Genomic DNA, 24723 nt, shown 5'->3' on the forward strand with positions numbered 1-24723 from the left:
TCCATGTACTGTCCGGATAGTTGTCCAATGTAAATTCCTGACGCTTTCCTCCTTTTTCCAAAATGAACCGGCTTTCAAACACGCTTGGTTTAGCACCTTCCGGAATTTCCATGCCCGCCTTGATATTCGCTCCAATTCTGTAAGGTCGGAAATCAAGTATCGGCAAATTCTCCAGGCAATAGAAGGACAACGCAAACACAAATAGAAACGTATACATGGAAATCATCCACTCCATCTTCGGAGTAATGAAACGCACCAGTAAATCCTGCCACTTGAATACAGATACTGCCGCCACCAACAATACTACGTTCTTGCCGAAAGTCTGCCAATTGGTCAATATCCACGCATCACCGAAGCATCCGCAGTCGGATACCGGATTCGCCAAAGCCAGATAAAGTGTTAGCGGAGTCATTACAACCATCAGCAATAATGCCAATACAGATGCCACCTTCCGGCGTATACCCAAAAACAAGAAAACACCTACACTGAACTCTATGGCAGACAACGCTATCCCTACCAGCAAGGGCGCATAAGAAGGAAACCAGGAAATCATGCCGAAAGCCGTCAGGTAATCTTGAATTTTATAGAAGAAACCCAACGGATCAACAGCTTTCACAAATCCGGAAAATATGAACAAAGCCCCCAGCAGAAAACGGCAGAGGTTCACCCAAACTTTCCCGACAATATGTTTCTTGTCAATCTCCAAATTCAATCTTAATTAAGCCGAATACGGAATAGTTAATCATATCCATATAATTGGCATCAATACCTTCCGAAACCAAAGTCTCCCCGGACAAGCTTTCAATCTGCTTTGTCCGGTAAATCTTCATCAATATCAAATCCGTATACGAACTGATACGCATACTACGCCAAGCCTCATCATAGTCATGATTTTTGGCAAGCATCAGCTCCAAAGAGGTTTTGGCATATTTGTCATACAGCACCAATGCCTCTTCATTGGTCATATCGGCAGCTTCGGCATAACCAAGTTCCAACTGTATCAGCCCTACAATTCCATAGTTGACAATAGCTATGAATTCAGAACGGATGCCTTCGTCTACCAAAGTCACCCCTTTCGTTTCAATACTTCTGATACGGTTGGCTTTGATGAATATCTGATCTGTTACGGAAGACGGACGAAGAATGCGCCACGCCGGACCGTAATCATGAAGTTTTTTAGAGAACAAGTCACGGCAAACCGCAATGACATGTTCAAATTGTTGCTTGGTATCTTTCATTTCCTTTTTTCACAGTGCGCTGCAAAGATAGGAATAATTAAAGAAAAAGAAAAAGAGGGCACTCTAAAATCTATTAAAGTACCCTCCTCTATAGAGATTGTTTACGTTTTTATGAGCAGCGCAATACTTGTCCCGGCCTCAGGATTGTTTTACGCGTAATTCTGTTCAGTTTGCAAAGCTTGTCAATGGAGGTTCCCTGACGTGCTGCAATCCGTCCCAATGTGTCTCCCTTCTTTACCTTATAGAACAGACCTTCACCCGATGCCATGCTACGCGCCGTACCGGAAGAGCCTTTTGTTTTATGGAAAGTATAGGAATCAGCTACGATATCCTGCTTTTCAAAATCAAACATAAGCGCAGGATTGATGGGAATACCCAAGAAACGGGTTTCAAAGTGAAGGTGTGAACCGGTAGAACGTCCGGTATTTCCTCCCAATGCAATCGGTTCGCCGGCTTTTACCAACTGGTTTGTATCAACTAATTGTTTAGACAAGTGTCCGTAAACGGTTTCCAAACCATTGTCGTGACGAATAACGACGTATTTGCCGTATCCACGACGACCTTGATTCTTGACAACGCGTACTTTTCCATCAAAAGCCGCACGGATTGTATCGCCTACATACACCTTGATATCCAAACCATAATGAGCTCTTCTTCTCCGGGGACGGTAACCGAATACATCCGTGATACGGGTATTGGGAGTAGGCATACAGAAACCGGTCAAATCAAATGTATAGCTCTCAGGCACAATCGCATTGCCATAGGCTTGTACGAATTCGTTGTTCCAGTTGGGATACAAATCCAAACCCGGATACAATGATTGTTCCGCACGTATCTGTTTTTGCAAAGCCAGTGAATCTACACTCTTAAGTTTTCTGTCGACAGGGGCTTGGCGGGCAATCAAGTCCTGCGAGAAAGAATTCAAGCTAACCATTGCCGTCGCAGCCAATAAAGCAGTTTTTATCCAATTAAAATTCATCCGTTTCGTCATTCATTTTGATATCCGTTGCAAGCATCTCGGCAAATCAAACACCACTTGTTCTACGCGAATATCCAGATTGATTTTCAAAAATTCTCCCAAAGGTAACATTTCTCTCTGAAAAACGACATCAGTCATTAACTATTTTTTCGAAGAGGAGGAAACTGTAAAGCTCGCAAAGATGTCTTAATCCCCTATAGATAGGAGATTTACAAGCAAACATGTTTTACAACATAAAATGCAATAAAAGTGCATGTTTAACCGTTTTTTCAGCTAATGGCAGCCCAATTAACGTTCGTTTTTCTCAACGCTTTCAGTTGTCGCCACAAGACCTCGTTCTCAGGCAACATGCCATGTGGATCTGCATCCACCACCGTTTGCGCTACTTCACGAACATATTGCAGCAGTTGTCCGTCACGGGCTATATCGGCAATCTTCAGATCGAAAGCAATGCCGCTCTGCTGTGTCCCTTCCAAATCTCCAGGACCACGTAGTTTCAAGTCTGCTTCCGCTATTTCAAAGCCGTCATTAGTCCGCACCATTATCTCCAAACGCTTCCTTGTATCCTCCGCCAACTTGTAGCCGGTAACCAGGATACAATAGGACTGGTCAGCTCCACGTCCTACACGTCCCCGAAGCTGATGAAGCTGGGACAGCCCGAAACGCTCGGCGTTCTCAATCACCATCACCGAAGCATTGGGCACATTTACACCTACCTCAATCACGGTGGTAGCCACCATTATCTGTGCCTCGCCGGATACGAACAATTGCATCTGAGCATCCTTTTCAGCAGGTTTCATCTTTCCATGTACCTTGCAAACCCTACACTCGGGAAACTCTTCACAAACATGCAGATACCCTTCTTCAAGGTTCTTTAAGTCAATCTTTTCGCTTTCCTTAATCAGCGGGTAGACAATATAGACCTGCCGGCCTTCGGCAATCTGCTTGTGCATGGACTGATACAAGCTTATCCGACGGCTATCAAACTGATGAAGAGTGACAATCGGTTTACGTCCGGGAGGCAATTCATCGATGACAGACACATCCAAATCGCCATAAAGCGTCATTGCCAATGTACGGGGAATCGGGGTTGCCGTCATCACCAATACATGGGGAGGCTGCACATTCTTTGTCCACAACCGTGCCCGTTGGGCCACACCGAAACGATGCTGCTCGTCAATCACAACCAAACCGAGCGAAGCAAAATTCACCGTATCTTCAATGACGGCATGGGTACCTATCAGTATATGTATGTCTCCCGTCAACAAACCGACAAGGATAGCTTCGCGCCGCTTGCCCTTAACAGAACCGGTCAACAGTTCCACACGTACCTCCATTCCATACAGCAGCTCACGGATGGTTTCATAGTGCTGGTTTGCCAAAATCTCGGTAGGTGCCATCATGCATGCCTGAAAACCATTATCGAGCGCCATCAACATACTCATCAGTGCGACAAGCGTCTTTCCACTTCCCACATCCCCTTGCAGCAAGCGGTTCATCTGCTTTCCTGAGCCTACATCCTTACGGATTTCCTTCAATACCCGCTTCTGTGCATTGGTCAGTTCAAAAGGAAGATTACGGGAGTAGAAGGTATTGAACACTTCGCCCACCCTTTCAAAAATATAACCGCGATATTTCCGCTGACGGTCTTTTGCATACCTCAGGATATTCAACTGTACGTAAAAGAGCTCCTCAAACTTCAGGCGATACTGTGCCTTACGCAATAAATCCGGATTAGCGGGAAAGTGTATATTGACCAAAGCTTCCGTCAACGGCATCAGATGATGCTCGGCAAGTATAGCGGGAGAAAGGGTCTCGGGCAACGGCTCACGCAACTGCTGCACCACCGTATTCATCATCTTCTCGATGGCATGCGAATTGAGAGAACTCCGTTTCATCTTTTCAGTCGTATTATAATAAGGTTGTAACCCCATGGACGACAATTTCAAATCCGAAGCAGAGTCTATATCCGGATGAGCCATATTTATTCTACCATTGAAGAAGGTCGGTTTTCCGAACACAATATATTCCTGATGCACTTTATACTTCCCTACCAAATATTTGATGCCCTGGAACCAAACCAGGTCCACCACCCCCGTACCGTCCGAGAAATGAGCAATCAACCTGCGCTGGCGCCCTTCTCCAGCCGTCTCAAAACTTAGTATTTCACCTTTCAGCTGAATATAGGGCATCGTCCCATCGATCTCCTGAATATAATAAATCCGACTGCGGTCTACATATTTATATGGAAAGTAATATAGCAAATCGTGCAAGGAGTAAATGCCCAATTCCTTATTGAGCACCGAAGCACGCTGCGGCCCGACGCCCGACAAATATTTTATGTCACGCGTGGCTAAATCGAACATGAACCTATCAGAGCTGTGGCTATTTTTAAATCAAAAGGAGTGGTTATTTTAATGTTTTCCCGATTTCCCGGCGTCAAAAAGACAGATACACCCAATGCCTCCACCACAGAAGCATCATCGGTAAAATGGGGTGTATAGGGCTGCTCGTATGCCGCTTTCAGCAGTTCCGCATCAAAAACCTGGGGAGTCTGCACCAATCTATAATCATCCCTGCCGACAGTCACACTGCTTTCCCCTTCCATACGGCGAACGGTCTCCACCACACCGATTACCGGAATTACGGCCTTTTTCTCGGCTGCCAAGTCATAACAGCGTGCAATCACTTCCCGGGCCACGAACGGACGCACCCCATCGTGCACACCGACCAAAGCAGGTGTCTTGACCAAAGCCAAACCGTTCTTTACGGAGTGGAACCGCGTCTCCCCTCCATCTGCAATGGCATGCGGCAATGAAAAACAGTACTCCCTGCACAGCTGCCTCCAGTAATCCTGCTGGCTGTGGGGAAGCACCAATATTATCCGTATCTCAGCATTGTAGTCATAAAACGCCTCCAGAGTGCGCATCAAAACAGGTTTCCCCCCTATCGGGAGAAACTGTTTGGGGAGTTCGGTCCCCATGCGCAAGCCCTTGCCACCGGCAACAATCAGAGCATACTGAACCATTTATGATTTATGATTTATGATTTATGATTTATGATTTTAAATCATAAATCCGTTACGCACATAGCTTCTTTCAGTTCCTGCACCTTCTCTTTGCCTTGCAACAGCTCCACTACGGCCAATGCAAACTCCATGGCAGCGCCCGGTCCTTTACCAGTGATGATATTGCCGTCTCTTTCTACCGGAGCACCCGTACATTCGGCACCTTCCAAATACTGTTCAAAGCCGGGATAGCAAGTAGCCTTCTTGCCTTTCAGCAATCCCAGCTTACCCAATACCATAGGAGCCGCACAAATAGCAGCAATCGGTTTCTGCTCTTGGGCAAAACGCAGTACCAGATTACGCAGTTCTCCACACTTCTCCAAAGTGGACGCACCCGGCATACCGCCAGGCAATAATACAAGCTCTGCATCAAAGAAGTCGCAGTTCACTACATTCTTATCGCACAAGACCGGAACATCGTGTGCTCCCGTCACTATTTCATCAGGGGTTACCGTCACCATTTCTACGTTCAGTCCGGCGCGTCTCATCACATCCACAGAAGTAAAAGCTTCTATTTCTTCAAATCCGTCGGCAAAAAAAACATAAACTGTACCCATAATTGTTCCTCCTCTTATTTTAGATTAAAATAATACGTTATTGTTCCCGTCTGATTGTTCAAGCCGCTTACCGCATTGAAACGGGCTTTCTTGGCAGCATCCTCTGCCGCTTTCCGCAATGCGGGATTGACGGTATTGGTCTGGCGGTTGATGCTGGTTGCTATCACATGTCCGGCAGGGTTCACTGTGATGGTCACCACAACCCTACCTTCATCCTGCACATTATATACCGGCCGCGGCAATCCGCCCTCACCAAGAGAACGTCCGCCCAAATTAAACGAGCCGTAGCCTCCCGTACCCGAAGTGGCTCCGGACGGAGCATTTCCCGTAGGACTTCCTTGAATACCTTCGCCTTCCGTATCGCCTTTACTACCCATTTGGGCACCTTTGCCAAAAGCGCCAGCTACCCGTTTACGGGCAGCTTCCTCGGCTTCCTTACGTTCCCGTTCGGCTTTTGCCGCTGCCAGTTTGCGGGCCTCTTCCGCTTTTTCGGCTTCCGTCTTTTCCGGTTTCTTCACCTCCTCCTTTTTCTTGGGTTCGGCTTTGGGCTTTATGGCAACGGTTTCTTCAGTTTCCTGCGTAATGATGTCCTGCTCCACCGTTTCCTGCACCTGAGGAGCGGTTTCCTCCGGCATGACATCCACCTTTACTAAAGAAGGGTCGGCAGCGCCCAGTGCATCGGGCACCTCTCCCAGCATAACGGGTACACCGCCTTCTTCCGAGGGTTCCGGCAGTGTGAATCCTACCAGTATCAGAAGGGCAATAATGGCAACATGCACCACAAGTGCACCTGCCATACCTATATATTTTCCTTTCTTCTTCTGATTCACCATTGCATTTACAATTTAGCCATGTACAATGTACGATTTAGTTTTCCGGTGGTCGTGTAGCCAGCACCATCTTGAATTTATTCTCGTTTGCAATGTTCAGCACCTTCACGATTTCCCGGTAAGGCACTGTTTCGTCAGCATACAAAGCTATATACATTTCAGGCTCTTTCGCTGCACACGATTGCAGGAAAGGAGTCAGCTCTTCAAGCGTCAACGTCTGTTCCTTGTCATTTCCGAAAGCAGCATAATAATTCAGATTCTTATCTATGATGACTCTCGTCAAAGGCTTTGCGGAAGTCTGTTGTTTTCCCTGCGGCAACAATACCTTGATAGCGTTGGGCGATACCATGGTAGATGTTATCATAAAGAAAATCAGCAGCAGGAAAATCAGGTCCGTCATGGACGCCATGCTGAAGTTGGGTGATATTTTAACTCTACGTTTTAACACGCCTTTATTTTTTAATTCCTAATTCTTTAATCAATCATTTCGCCGGTTCGTTCAGCAAGTCCATGAATGCCATTGTCTTGGCTTCCATCTTGTTGACCACGCCGTCTATCAGCGTCACCAGATAGTTATAGGCAAACATGGCTATGATGCCGACTATCAAGCCGCCCACCGTGGTAATCATTGCCTCGTAGATACCTCCGGAAAGCATCGTTATGTCAATATTGTTTCCGGCATTCGCCATCTGCCAGAACGCGCGCACCATACCGGTCACCGTACCGAGGAACCCAAGCATAGGCGCACCGCCGGAGATGGTAGCCATAATCGTCATGCCTTTCTCCAGCTTGGCAACCTCAAAATTGCCGACATTCTCGATGGCAGCCTGCACATCGTTCACCGGACGTCCCAGACGGCTGATGCCTTTTTCAATCATACGGGCCGAGGGAGTATCCACACTGCGACAATAAGCAATGGCGGCTTTCAGTTCCCCGCCCAGGATATAATCCTTTATCTTATCCATGAACTGGGGGTCTTCTTTCCCCGCCTTCCGGATAACATAGTTGCGTTCGAACAAGATGTAAAAGCAAAGTCCGGACATCAAGCCCAGGACAACCATAATCCAGCCGCCCTTGACGGCCATGCTCCATAAATTCATTTCGTCGGAAGCGTTTACTTGTGTCAGTACCGGATTGGCACCTGCAATAGAGTCAGTCAGTGCCGGAGCCACTTGGGCCAATAACAACATTACATTCATCAGCGAAGACAGTTTTTATATTCCTTGACCGTACGCTCCAATCCCAGATACAGCGCGTCACTAATCAGCGCATGCCCGATGGACACCTCGTCCAGCCACGGAATGTTTTGATAAAAATAATTCAGATTCACCAGGCTCAGGTCATGTCCGGCATTCAGCCCCAGGCCTAAGCTGCGGGCCACCTTGGCAGCCTCGACAAAAGGAGCTACAGCCGCTTCCCGTCCTTTGGGATAAGCCGTAGCATAAGGTTCCGTATATAGCTCCACGCGGTCGGCACCGGCTTTGGCAGCATATTCTATCATTTCGGCATCGGTGGAAACAAATACGGAAGTACGGATACCAGCATTGTTGAACTCATCCAACACTTCGTTCAAGAAGTCAAAATGGGTCTTGGTATCCCAGCCTGCGTTTGAAGTCAGCTGTGTAGGGCTGTCGGGCACCAAAGTTACCTGATGCGGTTTCACCTTCAAGACCAAATCCATAAATTCGGGTGCAGGATAACCCTCGATATTGAACTCTGTCCGCAGCAACGGCCGCAAATCATATACATCCTTACGGCGGATATGCCTCTCGTCAGGACGGGGATGCACCGTAATGCCATCAGCACCAAAGTCTTCACAATCCAGCGCTACCTTCACAACATTCGGGACATCACCTCCACGGGCATTGCGCAGCGTTGCCACCTTATTTATATTAACGCTTAATCTAGTCATAATTCGGTTTATAGTTTGGGACAAAAGTACAAATAATAGTTATATATTGGCAGCATTCTGAGAAAAAAATAGCATCTTTGCACTTCAATCCAACAGAATTGATTATGAAATTTGCCATATTCGGAAATACCTACCAAGCAAAGAAATCCTCGCATGCAGAAAACCTCTTCCGGTTGCTCGGACAGCATAATGCACAGCTCTGCATCTGCCGGGAATTCCATCACTTCCTGACTACCGATTTACATTTAAACATACCTGACGCCGAATTGTTTGACGGAGATGATTTCTGTGCCGACATGGTTATCAGCATCGGTGGCGACGGCACTTTCCTGAAAGCAGCCAGCCGTGTAGGAAAGAAGAATATCCCCATATTGGGCATCAATACCGGCCGGCTGGGTTTCCTTGCCGACATCTCACCGGAAGAGATGGAAGAGACCTTCGATGAAATCTACAACAACCACTATAAGGTGGAAGAGCGTAGTGTACTGCAACTGAGGTGCGACGATGAACGCTTGATGCAATCCCCTTACGCCCTCAATGAGATAGCCGTATTGAAGCGGGACAGTTCGTCCATGATCAGTATCCACGCCGCCATCAATGGCGCTCCGTTGACCACTTATCAAGCTGACGGCCTAGTTATCTCCACACCTACCGGTTCCACCGCCTACTCACTCAGCGTCGGCGGTCCGGTCATTGTGCCCCACAGTAAAACCATTGCCATCACCCCGGTGGCTCCACACAGCCTCAACGTCCGTCCCATCGTCATTTGTGACGACTGGGAAATTACACTTGATGTGGAAAGCCGCAGCCACAACTTCTTGGTTGCCATCGACGGCCGTAGCGAGTCCTGCAAAGAAACGACCCAGTTGCACATCTCACGTGCCGACTATAGCATAAAGGTAGTGAAACGGTTCAACCATATTTTCTTTGATACCCTTCGCAATAAACTAATGTGGGGGGCGGACATCAGATAAGCCTATATCACTTCATTCACTCCAGCAGGATAAGACAGTATTGACAATAAGCCCCTAAAACCATCCATCAGTTTACCACTTCTTATACTGCAAATGACTATTTCTGCCATCCTCCTTCATCGTGGAATATAGAATTGAATAATAATCACACAAAGTATATTTTCAGCAAAAAACTTTTAAATAAATAATAAAAACACCACCTTTGTAGTTCATTCTTTCAGAGTCTATGTGGAATAGTACTTTACTATACAAAGACACTACCATTCAGAATGCGTAAATGTAAGATGAATCAATATGCAGAAAGAAAATGATACTTTATTGGTAGCCAAGTTGAGAGAAGGCAATAAATTTGCCTTTGAAGCATTGTACGAAAAATACAGTGCCAGGCTGTACAACACCATCGTCCTTCTCGTATATGACAAATCATTAGCCAAAGACATCACCCAAAGCAGCTTCATGACGATATGGGAAAAACGCAGTAATCTGGATACCGAGAAAAGTTTTCCGGCATATCTATGCACCATCGCACGCAACATGGTATACAAAGAAACCGAACGAAGATTATTACACAACAAATTTGTAGAAAACAAGCTGAAAACAGAAGCAGAGGCTATCGAGGAAGATACGATGGATATGGACGTCTCCATCATTGAAAAACAGATAGAGCAACTTCTGCAAAGCCTGCCAGAAGTTTCACGGGAAGTCTTTCAGCTGAAAAGAGCAGGAAAACTGTCCAACAAGGAAATCGCCTCACAGCTAGATTTGACGGAACGTGCCGTAGAGGCTCATTTCTACCGTACTATGAAACTACTGAAAGAAGAATTACGCAAATTCATCATGCTTTTCCTCTCCTTCTACTTTCTAAATAATTGTTAAAGCACGAAAATCCGTGAGTGTTTTGGCAGGCATACAGATATATACTACAGAACATGGATAAAAAAGACAGTCATATTGAACTTTTGGATCGTTTCTTTCGAGGACTGACCAGCCCTGAAGAAGATGTACAGTTGAAATCATGGATTAAGCAACCGGATTTTCAACAGAAATTTTCCGCATACTATCAGCAATGCTGGGCACTGGCTCCGGACACGATGGACAAAGCCGTACAAAATGAAATGTTCACCGAACTTTTAAGCCAGATAGACGCAAGTTCCACCACGGAAACGAAGGTCCTGAAAACAAGGAACCGTTTCCTGCGTCAGATTGGGCGCTATGCTGCAGTTGCCTGCATCATATTGGCAGTGGGAAGCGGAGCCTATTATGCAGGAGTCAAACGACCGGCCGATGACGCCAATACAGAAGTCACCATGTCCGTATCCAACGGGCAGAAGGCCGACATCATTTTGGCTGACGGCACAAAGGTCTACATCAATTCCGATTCAAGAATTGTATATGACAACACTTACAACAAGAAAACACGTATGGTCTCCCTGGAAGGAGAGGCCTATTTTGAAGTTGCAAAGGACAAGGAAAAGCCTTTCATCGTGAAAGCAAATGGTATCAATGTACAAGCGTTAGGTACAAGCTTCAATATACGTGCACATAAAGACGATAAATCAGTAGCTGTAATCCTGATAAGTGGAAAGGTTAAAGTAGACGACGGCAGACACGAGGCATATATGAAGCCAAACGAAAGGCTCGTTTGCAACCTGACCAATGGACAGTTCGAAAAAAGCGAGCTTCATCCTAATGCAAGCAACTTACTGTGGAGAAGCAACGAACTAGCACTCTATGGTGAATCCTTTGAAGAAATTTGTACCATGCTTACTCGAATGTATAATTGCAAATTTATATTCAAAAACGAGAAAGCCAAACAATATACTTATCATGGCATCATTAAAAACGGCAGTTTAAACAATGTATTGGAATACATCAGCCAAGCTGGCGGCATTAATTACAAGATAGAATCTGACAATACGATTATAATATATTAGTAGTGTAAAATAGCCCTTTATATTAACTAAAACAAAAAGTATATGGAATAGATTTTATAGGATTTTTACCTCAGACACAATGACCTACTTCTGGCAGCGACAATAAAATTTAAACATTCGAGAAATATAGTTTTAATATACTCTAATAGCTTAATTAGGGTTAGTCTTTGTCGTACCTTCCTTAAAGTAAAAAAGTAATTAACCTGATATGATAAGACATGAGACAAAATAAAATAATTACGCGATTTTCAATATTACTGGGAGTGCTGTTCTTCTGGGGAAATAGCTTTGCCCAAATCAGTTTATCTATAAACCAGCAGACTATCAAGCAGATTATACCTCAAATTGAAAAGACTAGCGGCTACAATGTATTCTATACCGACAAACTGCCCAATCTTGATACCCGAAAAGATTTGCTGGTATCCAATGCCCCACTTGAAGCCACCCTAAAGGAATTGTTCAAAGGGACCAAAATTACTTTCGAAATAAAACCCAACAAGCAGGTTCTACTATTTCAACAAGCCAACAAGCCCTCAGGCAATAGGAAACAAGTACCCAGCAAGTTATTGGTGGAAGCAGAAAGCTTTGACAGAAAGGGGGGATGGGTAGTAGACCAGCAATTCATGGACCTCATGGGTTCACCTTATCTGATGGCTCATGGAATGGGAGTCCCGGTTGAGGATGCCTCCACTACCATTTCTTTTCCTGAAGACGGTACATATTATGTATTTGTACGCACCTACAACTGGACTTCTCCCTGGTATGATGGTAAAGGACCGGGAAAATTCACTTTAGCCGTCGACAATAAAAAGTTGCCAGTGGTTTTAGGGGACGAGGGCAAACAATGGATGTGGCAACCTGCCGGAACAGTCTCTGTAAAAGCAGGAAGCTCTAGTCTGACATTAAAAGATTTGACCGGTTTTAATGGCCGTTGCGATGCCATTTATTTTACCACGGAAAAAGGGCAGCTCCCTCCCGCTCAGGCCACACAACTGACAGATTTCCGTAAAAAGATGCTGGATATTCCAGCCGAACCGGAGCAATACTCCTATGATGTGATTGTAACTGGTGGCGGTATAGCCGGTATGTGTGCAGCCGCAACCGCTTCCAGATTGGGATGCAAAGTGGCATTAATCAACGACCGCCCAGTACTTGGCGGCAATAATAGCTCTGAAGTCAGGGTTCACTTAGGGGGCAATATCGGAGTAGGCCCCAATTCCGGACTGGGACGTATGATAAGAGAATTCGGACATTCTAAAGAAGGAAATGCCAAACCTGCCGCAAACTATGAAGATGAAAAGAAGGAGCTTTTTATCGCCAATGAAAAGAATATCACCCTTTATGCCAACTACCGCGCCATATCTGTAAAGACCGATGGCAACAGAATAGAATCTGTCATCATCAAGCATATAGAGAATGGAAAAGAAGTGGAACTGAAAGCACCATTGTTCTCCGACTGTACCGGAGACGGCACCATCGGGTATCTGGCCGGTGCAGACTACAACATGGGACGCGAATCCCGTACCGAATACGGAGAAGAGCTGGCACCGATTCAACCGGACAAAATGACAATGGGTTCATCCGTACAATGGTACTCTGCAGACAAAGGTAAACCTACCCGTTTCCCTATTTTCTCGTACGGCCTGCAATTCAATGAAAAGAATTGCGAAAAAGTGACGATGGGTGAATGGAAATGGGAAACCGGCATGAACTTCAATCAAATCGACGACTTCGAACGTATACGTGATTATGGCTTAATGGTCATCTATTCTAACTGGAGTTTTCTGAAAAATGAATTAAAGGACAACAAGAAATATAAGAACCGCGCATTGGACTGGGTAGCCTATATTGCCGGGAAACGCGAATCACGCCGATTGTTGGGCGATTATATTCTAAAGCAAGATGATATAGACAAAAATGTCTATCACGAAGATGCCTCCTTCGTCACAACCTGGAGCATCGACCTGCATTTCCCGGATTCACTCAATGCGTCACACTTTCCTGATGCGCCCTTCAAAGCAGCAACCAAACACATCCATATATATCCTTACGCAGTGCCCTACCGCTGCCTATATTCTAGAAATATCGAGAATCTTTTTATGGCCGGCCGCAATATCAGTGTTACCCATGTGGCACTGGGCACTGTCCGCGTAATGCGTACCACCGGAATGATGGGCGAAGTTGTCGGGATGGCAGCTTCCTTATGTAAAAAGTACAACACCACTCCGAGAGGAGTATATCAGAAACACCTACCGGAATTGAAAGCACTGATGAAAGAGGGAGTAGGAAAAAAAGAAGGGATTCCCGATAATCAGAAGTTCAATGAACAAAAATTATTAAAAGAGCCTCGTATATTTATCATTGAAAAAAACAAGAAGTAAGAAACACGTTGATACTACAATTTAAGTATTAATAAAACACGCATATCATGAAAAATATTCTAACATTATTATTTGTCCTTTTCGGAGGATATTCGTTACACGCACAAGATACTTGTTACGGCCGTCTGAAAAATGACACTTTAACCATCGGAAACAGCTTGGTCGAACGTACCTTTTTGTGGAACGGGGGAAATATCATAACTTACCGCCTGACCGACAAGAGTAATGGAAAATCATGGAAGAACCACAGCCTTACTCCAGATTTCAGAGTAACGAAAAATTTGCCGCAACCATCAAACGGTTCACTCAAAGTAGTTCCCGTAAAAGAGACTAAAATATTTCCCGCTTATCTGAAAGTAGAAGTTTCTTTCAGCCTGGAGAAGCTAGATATAAAACGGGTATATCGTATTTATGATGATTGTCCAGCCATAGCCTGCGACACCTATTTAAGAGGAACAGTAAACAGTATTTTCGGAGGCAGAGAAGTTAGTGCAGCCGACCGGAAGAATATTGAATTCGCCGAAGACATGAAATCTAAAGAAGTAACCGCTGTACTAGACCAGTTCCATTTCCAAGGACAACATTGGCACGCTCGCAGCGTGGAATTTTCCGATGTGACCGACTGGCACAACAACCTGGTTTTCGAGAAAGAGATTATTTCCTATCGCAAACTGGGATATCGCGGCAATCTGCTGTTTGCCTTTAATGGCGAGGACAACTGTGGCATCTTCTTTTTAAAAGAGGCTCCCTGCTCTTCGGTACAATTAGCCTATCAAGGAAAGGATTTTCTGACTGATTTCGGGAAGTTTACAGTAACCGGCCTGGGCATTACCGAGAAAGACGTGACTCCCGACCGTTGGACCCAAACATACGGATGCGTATTGGGAATATACGGAGAAGGTGAACTGAGCCGACTACAAGCGCTTCGTTCATATCAGAAGAATATACGTACTTACCGGGCCGACCGCGACGAGATGATTATGATGAACACCTGGGGAGACCGTAGCCAGGACTCAAAAGTAAACGAATCCTTCTGTTTGAAAGAACTGGAACGCGCCGCCCGTCTGGGAATCACCCATTTCCAGATTGATGATGGCTGGCAAATAGGTAAAAGCCCTAATTCAGCTGTAGCCCGCGGTTCATTCAAGAACATTTGGGACAATAAAGACTACTGGAAACCCGACCCGCAAAAGTATCCACGTGGTTTGCATCCCATCGTAAAACGTGGCAAGGAATTAGGTATTGAAATCGGTCTTTGGTTCAATCCCAGCATACAAAATGATTTTGCCGATTGGCAGAAAGATGCGCAAGCACTCATCAGCCTTTATCGCGAATACGGCATCAAAGTATTCAAGATAGACGGACTCACCATTCCCAGTAAAGAAGCCGAAACAAACCTGCACCGCTTATTCAACAAAGTGCTGGAAGAGACGGACGAGGAAGTGATTTTCAACCTTGATGCGACAGCCAGCCGCCGCGGAGGCTACCACATGTTCAATGAATATGGAAATATCTTTCTGGAAAACCGTTATACCGACTGGCAGAACTACTATCCTTACTGGACTTTGCGTAACCTCTGGATGCTTTCCAAATATGTTCCGGCAGAAAAGCTGCAAATAGAGTTCCTGAACAAATGGAGAAATACGGATAAATATAAAGGAGAAGTCTTCGCTCCGGAAAACTATTCATTTGAATATCTGTTTGCTACGACTTTAGCAGGACAGCCGCTTGCCTGGATGGAAGGTACCAATCTACCCGAGGAAGCATTTACATTACGAGAACATACAGAAGCCTACAAGAAATTTCAGCATGACATGCATTCCGGCACTATCCTACCCATAGGAGATGAACCGTCGGGACGCTCTTGGACCGGCTTCCAGTCTCTAAAGAAAGATAGAGGATACTTGATTGTGTACCGTGAAAATCATCCAGAAGGGACTACAGAAGTCGAAACCTGGCTGCCAGAAGGTGTCACAGTAAGATGTATCCCACTGATGGGACACGGCAAAGCTATGACAGCAGTAACCGGAAAGAAAGGAAGGCTGGAAATCTCTCTGCCATCAATCAATGACTATGTTGTCTACAAGTATGAAATTAAAAACAAACGCTAAAATAAATAACGACATGAGAACACTTTTCTTACTCACAACATTGCTTTTCATCATCCCGAACATGTTCGGACAAAAAGAATATCGCCTAAACTCACCGGACGGCAAGTTAGAGGTTACCTTATATATAGGTGACCGGATTACTTACGAGCTGACGGAAGAAGGGCATACATTGGTAGCCCCCTCTCCCTTATCAGTACATCTGGATAATGGGACAGTCTGGGGCAACGGCTCCCATCTTAAGAGAGTCAGCCATCGCCAGGCAAATGAGGAGATTCCCTCTCCTTTCTACAAGCGCAGTGAAGTAAAGGATGTCTATAATGAAATGACGTTAAGTTTCCGGGAACATTTCAACCTCATTTTCAGAATGTACAATGAAGGAATGGCATACCGGTTCGCAGCGACCGGAAACAGACCGTTCAAAGTTACAAACGAAGAAGCCGCCTTCAACTTCAACAAGGACTACAAATCGATTGTTCCTTATGTAAAAGATGGCGATAAACAACCGATAGAAGCCCAGTTCTCCAACTCTTTTGAAAACACCTATACACATATAGAGCTATCCGGACTGAACCCCCAAAGACTGATGTTTACCCCCGTAGTAATAGAGCAGGAAAACGGCCGTAAACTTTGTATTGCCGAATCCGACGTGGAGAGCTATCCGGGCATGTTCCTCATCAACAGAAACGGGGGAACAGCACTCACTTCCGCTTTTGCCGCCGTCCCCAAAACAAAAAAACAAGGCGGGCATAACCAACTGCAAATATTAGTCACAGAGCGTGAAAACTACATTGCTTCCTGCCAGCCGAAAGCCAAACTACCCTGGCGCATCATTGTTGTGGCAAGAAATGACAAGGAGCTGGCAGATAACGATATGGTTTATAAGCTGGCTGCTCCATCACGCATGAAAGACATCTCATGGATACGTCCGGGCAAAGTGGCCTGGGAATGGTGGAACCATTGGGGAATCAAAGGCGTGGATTTCGAAGCTGGAATAAACAATGAAACATACATGCACTATATCGACTTCGCCTCCCGGCATGGCATCGAGTATGTGATTCTGGATGAAGGCTGGGCTGTCAACCTCAAGGCTGACCTTTTCCAAATTGTACCGGAAATTGATTTAAAAAAGCTCACGGCCTATGCCAGGCAAAAGAATGTAGGACTCATCCTTTGGGCAGGTTACCATGCCTTTGCCCGCGACATGGAACATGTATGCAAGCACTATTCCGAAATGGGCATCAAAGGATTCAAGATTGACTTTATGGATAGGGATGACCAGGAAATGGTAGACTTCCACTACCGGGCTGCCGAAATTGCCGCTAAATATAAGTTGATGGTAGACTTTCACGGCACGTACAAACCTACCGGGCTGAACCGCACTTATCCCAATGTCATCAACTATGAAGCCGTTCACGGGCTGGAACAGATGAAGTGGAGTGACATCCATACCGACCAGGTAACCTACGATGTCACCATGCCATTCATCCGTATGCTGGCCGGACCAGTGGACTATACACAAGGCGCCATGCACAATGCCAACAAACGGTGTTACCACTCCTCAATGGATACCCCAATGAGCCAGGGAACCCGTTGCCGCCAATTAGCTGAATATGTAGTATTTGAATCACCATTGAACATGTTGTGCGACAGTCCCACCAATTACGACCGTGAAGAAGAATGCACGGAATTCATCGCTACCATCCCTACCGTTTGGGAACAAACAATAGCCATGAACGGAGAAATTGGAAAATACATTACAATGGCGCGCAGGAAAGGAGATGTCTGGTATGTCGGCTCCCTAACCAATTGGGATGCACGTACTCTGACACTGGACCTTTCTTTCCTCGGTGCAGGCAGATGGAAAGCGGAAATGTTTCATGACGGAGTGAATGCCAACCGCCTGGCTTCCGACTACCAAAAGACCGTCACAGATATTCCTGCATCCCGTAAACTGACCGTCAAAATGGCACAAGGAGGCGGATGCGCATTGAAAATATACAAAGAATAATTCATAGGCTTTTTAAACGTTAACTGATACATACGATTTATGAAAATTAAAAGATTAATGATTACTTGTTTGCTCGCAGTGTCTGTACTGGGAGGCAAGTCACAAGCACAAGACTTATTGTCCAATGTTTACGGACGCGATTACCAGCTACTGAATGGGAAGTGGGGAGTCATTGTAGACCTTTATGACCAAGGAGAAAGGATGCAGGTGTACAAAAACAGAAAACCTCAGGACAACAAGCAATTTTATGAATACTCTTTCGACGGAGGTTTGGTCTTGAATGTACCTGCCGATTTCAATTCACAAATGCCCGAGTTGAAATTTTATGAAGGAACAGTATGGTACGGACGCTCTTTCGATACCCCAAAGACTGACGGCAAACGTTTGTTTCTCTATTTCGGTGCGGTAAGTTACCGTAGCAAAATATATCTGAACGGGGAGAAAATAGCCAGTCATGAAGGCGGATTCACTCCCTTCCAGGTGGAAATCACAGATAAGGTAAAGCAAAAGGACAACTTCCTGGTGGTGAAAGTCAACAATACCCGCACCACGGATGCCATCCCTGCCATGTCCTTTGACTGGTGGAATTACGGCGGCATCACACGCGATGTAATGTTGGTAAGCGTTCCACAAAGCTACATCAAAGACCATTTCATCCAGTTGGACAAGGTACAATCCAACCTGATTCGTGCCAAAGTAACCTTATCCGAAGCAAAGCCTGGCATCAACGTGCAAGTCGCCATCCCCGAATTGGGCATCAGACAGAACATGACTACCGATGCCAACGGAATTGCCCAGGCCACTATCAAAACCAAAAAACTGCAACGTTGGTCACCGGATGCTCCAAAGCTGTATGATGTAACCATCACTTCGGAAAGTGACCAGCTCAACGAGCAAATTGGTTTCCGTAACCTTTATGTAAAAGGCGAAGATATCTATCTGAACGACCAGCCCATCTTCCTGCGCAGTATCAGCTTCCACGAGGAAATTCCGCAACGCCGCGGGCGTGCCTTCTCTGAAGCGGACGCAACAATGCTGTTGTCCGAAGCCAAAGAGCTGGGTGCCAACATGATTCGTCTGGCACATTATCCACAAAATGAATATACTGTCCGCCTAGCAGAAAGAATGGGATTTCTTTTATGGGAAGAGATACCTATCTGGCAAGGGATTGACTTCAAAAATACCGCTACCCGTGAGAAAGCAGGCAGAATGATTAAAGAGATGGTGATGCGCGACAAAAACCGTTGTTCCGTTGCCTTTTGGGGGATTGCCAATGAAACAGCCACTTCCGCCCCGCGCAATGAATTTCTGAAACACATGAAACAATGTTGCCTGGACATCGACTCAACCCGTCTGATTACGGCCGCCTTCGATTTGGTACGCTTCAACCGCGAAAGCCGGAACTTTGAGATGAATGACTCCATTATCAACATCCTGGACATGGTAGCCATCAACAAATATATGGGATGGTATCATGACTGGCCACTGGCTCCGGACCAGGCTGTCTGGAATGTAGCTCCCGGCAAACCTCTTTTCATTTCCGAGTTCGGAGGCGAAGCGCTCTATGGCAAACATGGCGACGCGGAAGTCAAGAGTTCTTGGAGTGAGGATTATCAGGCACAACTCTACAAGGACAATCTGGAAATGTTCAAGCATATCCCCAACCTGCGCGGAACATCGCCGTGGATTCTTTTTGATTTCCGTTCTCCCTTCCGTTTCCATCCACACCAGGGAGGGGAATGGAACCGTAAAGGACTGGTTTCCGACCAGGGACAACGCAAAAAAGCATGGTACATCATGCGTGATTACTATAACCAAAAGAAAAAAGAACAATGAAGCACAAAATAAAACACTACATGGCTGCCCTCCTCCTGACCTCTATGGTCTGGAGCGGGCATGCCCAAGAAAAGAATGAAATGGACTTGTCTGGTGAATGGGCATTCCAGACAGATGTCATGGACTTCCGGAGAGGTTCACTGGACGTACGTTACTGCCATCGCCTGCAGGAAAGCATCGTTCTGCCGGGAATTACAGATGACTATAAAATAGGCTACAAATCTCCTTACCGCCACCTGGATAGGCTGACCCGTGTCTACGAATATATGGGCCCCGCATGGTACCAGCGAGAAATAGAAATTCCTGCGGCATGGAAAGGCAAACGCATTTTCCTCTATTTTGAACGTACACACTGGCTCAGTTCGGTATATGTAGGCAAAGAAGAAGTGAGTAAAATAGACTACATCAGTATTCCCCACAACCACGAACTGACCCAATGGCTACATCCAGGCAAAAAAGAACTGATAACTTTCTGTATAGACAACCGCTACCAGTACGATACCCATAAATGGGACCATGCCCACTCCGAATTTACCCAAATAAACTGGAACGGAGTATTGGGCGAAATTAAGCTGGTAGCTGTAGATCCAGTCTATGTAGATGACATGCAGGTCTATCCGGACATCAAGAACAAAAGCATCAAAGTCAAAATGACTGTCCGCAACTGTACAGAACATACCGCCAGCGGCAAAATATCCTTCCACGTGACAGGAAAGGACTATAGACTACAAAAGGAAGTACCAGTAACAGTGACCGATTCCATTACTTATATCGAGGAAGAAATGTTTTTGGGTAAGGATATCCATTTGTGGAATGAGTTCCATCCCAATCTTTATACGTTGGACTGTAAGTTGACTTCCAGTGTAGAGGGCCAATCCTATGCGCATGAGAAAAGCACAACTTTCGGTATGCGCGAAGTAGAGGCCGGTGAGGACCATATCATCCTTAATGGCGAACCCATACACCTGCGCGGTACCGTTGAAAACGCAGTGTTCCCCAAGACCGGCTATGCTCCTGTGGACGATGCCTCTTGGGAACGTGTACTCCGTATCCTGAAAGAATATGGTATGAACCATATGCGCTTCCACTCCTGGTGTCCTCCTGCCGCTGCGTTCCGTATGGCAGACAAGCTGGGTGTCTATCTGGAGGTGGAAATGCCGATGTGGGGTAAAGATGCCCAACCCGATGAGAAGCGCTGGAATTTCTTCCGTCGCGAGCTGCGGGGTATCTTGAAAGAATATGGGAATCACCCTTCCTTCATTCTCTACTGTAACGGAAACGAAATTACCGGCGATTTCAGTTTCATAGAAGAGCTTACCGCCACGGCCCGCCAGTTGGATAACCGCCGTCTATACAGCGGTTCCACAGCCCGCACACGTGTCAAATCAGACCAGTTCTACATTACCCATCAGACTACCAAAGGACACATGGCCATCTACGAAGGACGTCCTTATACAAACTGGGACAAAAACAAGGAACTGGGAATAGGCCTGCCCATCATCTCGCATGAATCCGGACAGCGGTGCATCTATCCCAATTTCGAGGAAATAAAGAACTTCACCGGCCCCGTACAAGCGCGTAATTTCGAGATATTCCGTGAACTGCTGGACAAAAACCACATGCTCGACCAAGCACATGACTTCTTCCGTGCTTCTGGAGCCTTGACCGCCATAGAGTACAAGGATGTCATAGAAGCCCAATTGCGCACTTATCTGAAAGGCGGTTTCCAATTACTGTCTCTGAATGATTTTACCGGACAAGGATATGCACCGGTAGGCATTCTCGATCCTTTCTGGAATACCAAAGGGCTCATCACACCGGAAAAGTGGCGCGAGTTCTGTGCACCGACTGTTGCGTTGCTCCGTTTCGACAAACGCGCACTTTACAATGATGAAGTATTTGAAGGAAAAGCGGAAATATACAATTATGGACCTGCCCTATTGAAAAACGCAAAAATCAATTGGAGTATCACCGACAGCAACGGTAAAACCCTTAAGAGCGGAAAACTGAAAACACAAACTGTCGGAAAGAACGGGGTATTTCCACTTGGCAGTTTCAGTTATGCATTGAATAATATCACTGAACCACAGAAGCTGACGGTCCATCTTTCTGTTGCACACGTAAAAAACAGCTGGGATATCTGGGTATATCCCCGTCATAGCAACTTAATGCAGTCCACTAGTGAAGTGCTCTACACCACAGTATTCGATGAAAAAGCAAAACAACACCTTGCCGATGGCAAGAAAGTGGTACTCTGCCCCAAACCTTCCAAAGTAAAAGGTCGTAAATCAGTGTTCCACAATCACTTCTGGAATCCGATAATGTTCAAATGGCCTCCTATGACCATTGGCTGTCTGATTCATGACGACCAGCCTGTATTCGAGCATTTCATAACTTCCTACCATACTGACTGGCAGTGGTGGGACATTCTGGAAAATGCCAAGGTTATTGAGATGAAGGATGCTCCGGCAGCACTGCGGCCTTTCATACAAGTAATAGACCATTACGACAATAATGAAAAGCTCGGTATTGGTTTCGAAGCAAAAGTGAAGAAAGGCAGTCTACTGGTACTGGCCGTAGATACCCAGAAAAACATCAACGAACGTCCTGCCACCCAGCAATTGCTGGAAAGCATTGACCGCTACGTAAAGAGTGACAAATTCGCTCCGCAAATTACCGTTGACGAGTCCTACATTGAATCATTCTTAAAGAAATAAATAAAGGAAATATGATGAAATTATTCTTGCTTTGGGTTCTTTTGTTGCTGCCGGTCGGACCGGCAGCAGCACAAGAGATAAAAATGTCACAAACAGCTCCATTGGAACAAGTTTATGGAGAAACTGTAGAAGATGATGCCTTACTGCCCATGAATGAACTGGATATGGATTTTGGCTATGCCCTCTATGAGACAACCGTTGATGTGGAAGAGGAGAATCCCACACTAACTATTGAAAACGTACGGGATTATGCTGTGGTCTATGCAGACGGCAAACTGCAAGGATATTTAAAAGATAGCAGTAAAAGCTTGAAAACCAATCTACCGATAGGTATACACAAACTTAGTATCTATACTGAAAATATCGGACGTATTACCTATGGTCCTGAAATTCTGGACAATTCAAAAGGTATCTACGGCAGCATAACATTGGGAAAGACAGATTTAGAAGGCTGGAAGATGACCCCATTGGAAATTAAGGAATGCGATGTGGCCGGAATAACTTTCAAAGAAGGTACCTCCTCCATCCCTTGCTTCCGTAAAGGTTGTGTCACAGTAAGCAATCCGGCACAAGAGACCTTTCTTGACGTGTCTGGCTGGGGAATGGGAGAAGTCTGGATAAACGGGCAATATTTGGGTGCCTACTGGGAAGAAAATGCAGAAAAGACCCTGGAGATACCTGCTGGTGCTCTGATAGCAGGTAATAATGAAATAGTGGTATTTGAACTAAAAAATAACGAACAAGCTTCCATGACACTAACCGATAAGCCTATTTTCAAATAAGCCCTTGCATGTACTTGTTTATATTCCTTAAAAAAACGACCTTTGTGTAGGAGCAGATTCCGAAAAACGTGTCTTATTTAATGAGAATAGCATAATTATATATATCATGAAGAAACTAACATTTATCAGTTGCCTCCTTTTAAGTGGTTGCCTGGCCGGAGCAATGGCTGCAAACAAAAAGCAACCCATCTACAAAGATGCCAAAGCTCCCATTGAGGAGCGTGTGAATGACCTGGTCAGCAGAATGACGCTGGAAGAAAAGGTACAACAACTCAACCAGTACACTTTGGGGCGGAATAACAACGAGAACAATCGTGGTGAGGAAGTAAAAAAAATTCCTGCCACATTAGGCTCCCTCATTTATTTTGATGAAGATGCCAATCTGCGTAACGAGGCTCAGAGAAAAGCAATGGAAGAATCACGTCTGGGTATCCCCATCCTTTTCGGATACGACGTCATCCACGGGTTCCGTACCATTTATCCCATCTCTTTGGGACAAGCATGTTCTTGGAATCCCCAATTGGTAGAACAGGCATGTGCCGTTGCCGCCCAGGAAGCACGCATGTCCGGGGTAGACTGGACTTTTTCCCCTATGATTGACGTGGCAAGAGACGGACGCTGGGGACGCGTTGCAGAGGGCTATGGCGAAGACCCTTATACCAATGCTGTATTCGGTGTCGCATCTATCAAAGGATACCAAGGTGAAGACATGTCCGACAGCAAGCGAGTAGCCGCCTGCCTTAAACATTATATCGGATACGGCGCTTCTGAAGCAGGACGTGACTATGTTTATACGGAAATCTCCAATCAGACTCTGTGGGACACCTATATTCCTCCCTATGAAGCTGGCGTAAAAGCCGGTGCCGCTACTTTAATGAGTTCATTCAATGACATCAGCGGCACTCCCGGAAGCGCCAACCATTACACGATGACAGAAATTCTGAAGAACCGTTGGAAACACGACGGCTTTGTTGTTTCAGACTGGTCTGCAGTACCGCAACTTATTGACCAGGGCCATGCTGCCGACCGCAAAGAAGCTGCCCGTCTGGCTTTCAACGCCGGCCTGGAAATGGACATGATGGGGCATTGCTATGACAAGCATATGGCAAAGCTGGTGGAAGAAGGTAAAATAAGCATGCAACTGGTGGACGATGCAGTGAAACGCGTGCTCCGTATCAAATTCCGCCTTGGACTTTTTGACAATCCCTACACCCCGACATCTACAGAAAAAGAGCGCTTCCTCCTTCCACAAAGCCTGGCTATTGCAGAGAAACTGGCAGAGGAGACCATTGTTCTACTGAAGAATGAAAACAAGGTACTCCCTCTGGCAAACGGGAACAAGCCAACTATCGCCGTCATGGGGCCTCTGGTAGAAAACTGTGCCGAGCTCCTGGGGT

20 protein-coding genes are annotated in these 24723 nt (G+C 45.8%); 10 read left to right on the plus strand and 10 right to left on the minus strand.

Annotated elements, in window-relative coordinates; all coding sequences use genetic code 11:
- The 10 genes from ABUA47_RS11755 to ABUA47_RS11800 all read right to left on the minus strand — a co-directional run.
- On the minus strand, positions 1-706 hold a 706-nt coding region (locus ABUA47_RS11755; RefSeq protein ID WP_349831614.1), incomplete at its 3' end, for a BT_3928 family protein.
- A complete protein-coding gene (locus tag ABUA47_RS11760; protein ID WP_005829969.1) occupies positions 696-1238 on the minus strand; it encodes a DUF1599 domain-containing protein in 543 nt (180 codons plus the stop codon). The genes ABUA47_RS11760 and ABUA47_RS11755, both read right to left, overlap by 11 nt.
- Before the next feature lie 109 nt (positions 1239-1347).
- Positions 1348-2217, minus strand: coding sequence for a M23 family metallopeptidase (locus ABUA47_RS11765; RefSeq protein ID WP_035450133.1), 870 nt, complete (start codon positions 2215-2217; stop codon positions 1348-1350).
- Positions 2218-2486: 269 nt separating this feature from the next.
- On the minus strand, positions 2487-4583 hold the full coding sequence (gene recG / locus ABUA47_RS11770) for an ATP-dependent DNA helicase RecG (protein WP_035450091.1): 2097 nt from the start codon (positions 4581-4583) through the stop codon (positions 2487-2489).
- On the minus strand, positions 4571-5245 hold the full coding sequence (locus tag ABUA47_RS11775; RefSeq protein WP_009037872.1) for a 2-C-methyl-D-erythritol 4-phosphate cytidylyltransferase: 675 nt from the start codon (positions 5243-5245) through the stop codon (positions 4571-4573). Before ABUA47_RS11775 ends, recG begins: the two co-directional genes overlap by 13 nt.
- 41 nt (positions 5246-5286) lie before the next feature.
- A complete protein-coding gene (locus tag ABUA47_RS11780) occupies positions 5287-5841 on the minus strand; it encodes a DJ-1 family glyoxalase III (protein ID WP_005829959.1) in 555 nt (184 codons plus the stop codon).
- A gap of 14 nt (positions 5842-5855) precedes the next feature.
- Complete coding sequence (locus ABUA47_RS11785; RefSeq protein ID WP_035450093.1) at positions 5856-6674, minus strand: TonB family protein; 819 nt, start codon at positions 6672-6674, stop codon at positions 5856-5858.
- Positions 6675-6708: 34 nt separating this feature from the next.
- The gene (locus ABUA47_RS11790; RefSeq protein ID WP_009037870.1) at positions 6709-7119 is read right to left on the minus strand and encodes an ExbD/TolR family protein; all 411 of its coding nucleotides are present in this window, start codon (positions 7117-7119) and stop codon (positions 6709-6711) included.
- Between the two features lie 34 nt (positions 7120-7153).
- Positions 7154-7870 (minus strand): MotA/TolQ/ExbB proton channel family protein, encoded by a 717-nt coding sequence (locus ABUA47_RS11795; protein WP_009037869.1) that lies wholly within the window; start codon positions 7868-7870, stop codon positions 7154-7156.
- Positions 7870-8583, minus strand: coding sequence for a pyridoxine 5'-phosphate synthase (locus ABUA47_RS11800; protein WP_005829949.1), 714 nt, complete (start codon positions 8581-8583; stop codon positions 7870-7872). Before ABUA47_RS11800 ends, ABUA47_RS11795 begins: the two co-directional genes overlap by 1 nt.
- A gap of 104 nt (positions 8584-8687) precedes the next feature.
- Here ABUA47_RS11800 and ABUA47_RS11805 point away from each other — a divergent pair, with 104 nt between their 5' ends.
- From ABUA47_RS11805 to ABUA47_RS11850, 10 genes are all read left to right on the plus strand, one after another.
- Complete coding sequence (locus ABUA47_RS11805; RefSeq protein WP_009037868.1) at positions 8688-9557, plus strand: NAD kinase; 870 nt, start codon at positions 8688-8690, stop codon at positions 9555-9557.
- 294 nt (positions 9558-9851) lie between these two features.
- Positions 9852-10433, plus strand: a complete 582-nt coding sequence (locus ABUA47_RS11810) for an RNA polymerase sigma factor (RefSeq protein ID WP_005829818.1) — start codon at positions 9852-9854, stop codon at positions 10431-10433.
- A 53-nt stretch (positions 10434-10486) separates the two neighbouring features.
- The gene (locus tag ABUA47_RS11815; protein WP_009037867.1) at positions 10487-11491 is read left to right on the plus strand and encodes a FecR family protein; all 1005 of its coding nucleotides are present in this window, start codon (positions 10487-10489) and stop codon (positions 11489-11491) included.
- 218 nt (positions 11492-11709) lie between these two features.
- Entirely contained in the window at positions 11710-13872 is a 2163-nt protein-coding gene (locus ABUA47_RS11820; RefSeq protein WP_117589422.1) for an FAD-dependent oxidoreductase, read from the plus strand.
- Between the two features lie 47 nt (positions 13873-13919).
- Positions 13920-15983, plus strand: coding sequence for an alpha-galactosidase (locus ABUA47_RS11825; protein WP_009037865.1), 2064 nt, complete (start codon positions 13920-13922; stop codon positions 15981-15983).
- 13 nt (positions 15984-15996) lie between these two features.
- Entirely contained in the window at positions 15997-17991 is a 1995-nt protein-coding gene (locus ABUA47_RS11830; protein ID WP_035450099.1) for a glycoside hydrolase family 97 protein, read from the plus strand.
- Between the two features lie 39 nt (positions 17992-18030).
- Positions 18031-19827 (plus strand): glycoside hydrolase family 2 protein, encoded by a 1797-nt coding sequence (locus ABUA47_RS11835; protein ID WP_009037863.1) that lies wholly within the window; start codon positions 18031-18033, stop codon positions 19825-19827.
- Positions 19824-22544 carry a sugar-binding domain-containing protein gene (locus tag ABUA47_RS11840; protein ID WP_035450100.1) on the plus strand — a complete coding sequence of 907 codons (2721 nt, stop codon included), beginning with the start codon at positions 19824-19826 and terminating at the stop codon, positions 22542-22544. The genes ABUA47_RS11835 and ABUA47_RS11840 overlap by 4 nt, the downstream gene beginning before the upstream one ends.
- An 11-nt stretch (positions 22545-22555) precedes the next feature.
- Positions 22556-23326: a hypothetical protein gene (locus tag ABUA47_RS11845; protein WP_035450102.1), complete on the plus strand. Its 771-nt coding sequence runs from the start codon at positions 22556-22558 to the stop codon at positions 23324-23326.
- A gap of 106 nt (positions 23327-23432) precedes the next feature.
- The coding region (locus ABUA47_RS11850; protein WP_349831616.1) for a glycoside hydrolase family 3 protein at positions 23433-24723 on the plus strand (1291 nt) is incomplete at its 3' end.

This window comes from Bacteroides sp. RTP31139st1_H2_RTP31139_211217 (assembly GCF_040227615.1).
Lineage (GTDB): Bacteria > Bacteroidota > Bacteroidia > Bacteroidales > Bacteroidaceae > Bacteroides > Bacteroides uniformis.

Coding starts and splice junctions, on each gene's coding strand:
- ABUA47_RS11760 (WP_005829969.1), bottom strand. CDS start 1,238: ATGAAAGATACCAAGCAACAATTTGAACATGTCATTGCGGTTTGCCGT.
- ABUA47_RS11765 (WP_035450133.1), bottom strand. CDS start 2,217: ATGAATTTTAATTGGATAAAAACTGCTTTATTGGCTGCGACGGCAATG.
- recG (WP_035450091.1), bottom strand. CDS start 4,583: ATGTTCGATTTAGCCACGCGTGACATAAAATATTTGTCGGGCGTCGGG.
- ABUA47_RS11775 (WP_009037872.1), bottom strand. CDS start 5,245: ATGGTTCAGTATGCTCTGATTGTTGCCGGTGGCAAGGGCTTGCGCATG.
- ABUA47_RS11780 (WP_005829959.1), bottom strand. CDS start 5,841: ATGGGTACAGTTTATGTTTTTTTTGCCGACGGATTTGAAGAAATAGAA.
- ABUA47_RS11785 (WP_035450093.1), bottom strand. CDS start 6,674: ATGGTGAATCAGAAGAAGAAAGGAAAATATATAGGTATGGCAGGTGCA.
- ABUA47_RS11795 (WP_009037869.1), bottom strand. CDS start 7,870: ATGAATGTAATGTTGTTATTGGCCCAAGTGGCTCCGGCACTGACTGAC.
- ABUA47_RS11800 (WP_005829949.1), bottom strand. CDS start 8,583: ATGACTAGATTAAGCGTTAATATAAATAAGGTGGCAACGCTGCGCAAT.
- ABUA47_RS11805 (WP_009037868.1), top strand. CDS start 8,688: ATGAAATTTGCCATATTCGGAAATACCTACCAAGCAAAGAAATCCTCG.
- ABUA47_RS11810 (WP_005829818.1), top strand. CDS start 9,852: ATGCAGAAAGAAAATGATACTTTATTGGTAGCCAAGTTGAGAGAAGGC.
- ABUA47_RS11815 (WP_009037867.1), top strand. CDS start 10,487: ATGGATAAAAAAGACAGTCATATTGAACTTTTGGATCGTTTCTTTCGA.
- ABUA47_RS11820 (WP_117589422.1), top strand. CDS start 11,710: ATGAGACAAAATAAAATAATTACGCGATTTTCAATATTACTGGGAGTG.
- ABUA47_RS11825 (WP_009037865.1), top strand. CDS start 13,920: ATGAAAAATATTCTAACATTATTATTTGTCCTTTTCGGAGGATATTCG.
- ABUA47_RS11830 (WP_035450099.1), top strand. CDS start 15,997: ATGAGAACACTTTTCTTACTCACAACATTGCTTTTCATCATCCCGAAC.
- ABUA47_RS11835 (WP_009037863.1), top strand. CDS start 18,031: ATGAAAATTAAAAGATTAATGATTACTTGTTTGCTCGCAGTGTCTGTA.
- ABUA47_RS11840 (WP_035450100.1), top strand. CDS start 19,824: ATGAAGCACAAAATAAAACACTACATGGCTGCCCTCCTCCTGACCTCT.
- ABUA47_RS11845 (WP_035450102.1), top strand. CDS start 22,556: ATGATGAAATTATTCTTGCTTTGGGTTCTTTTGTTGCTGCCGGTCGGA.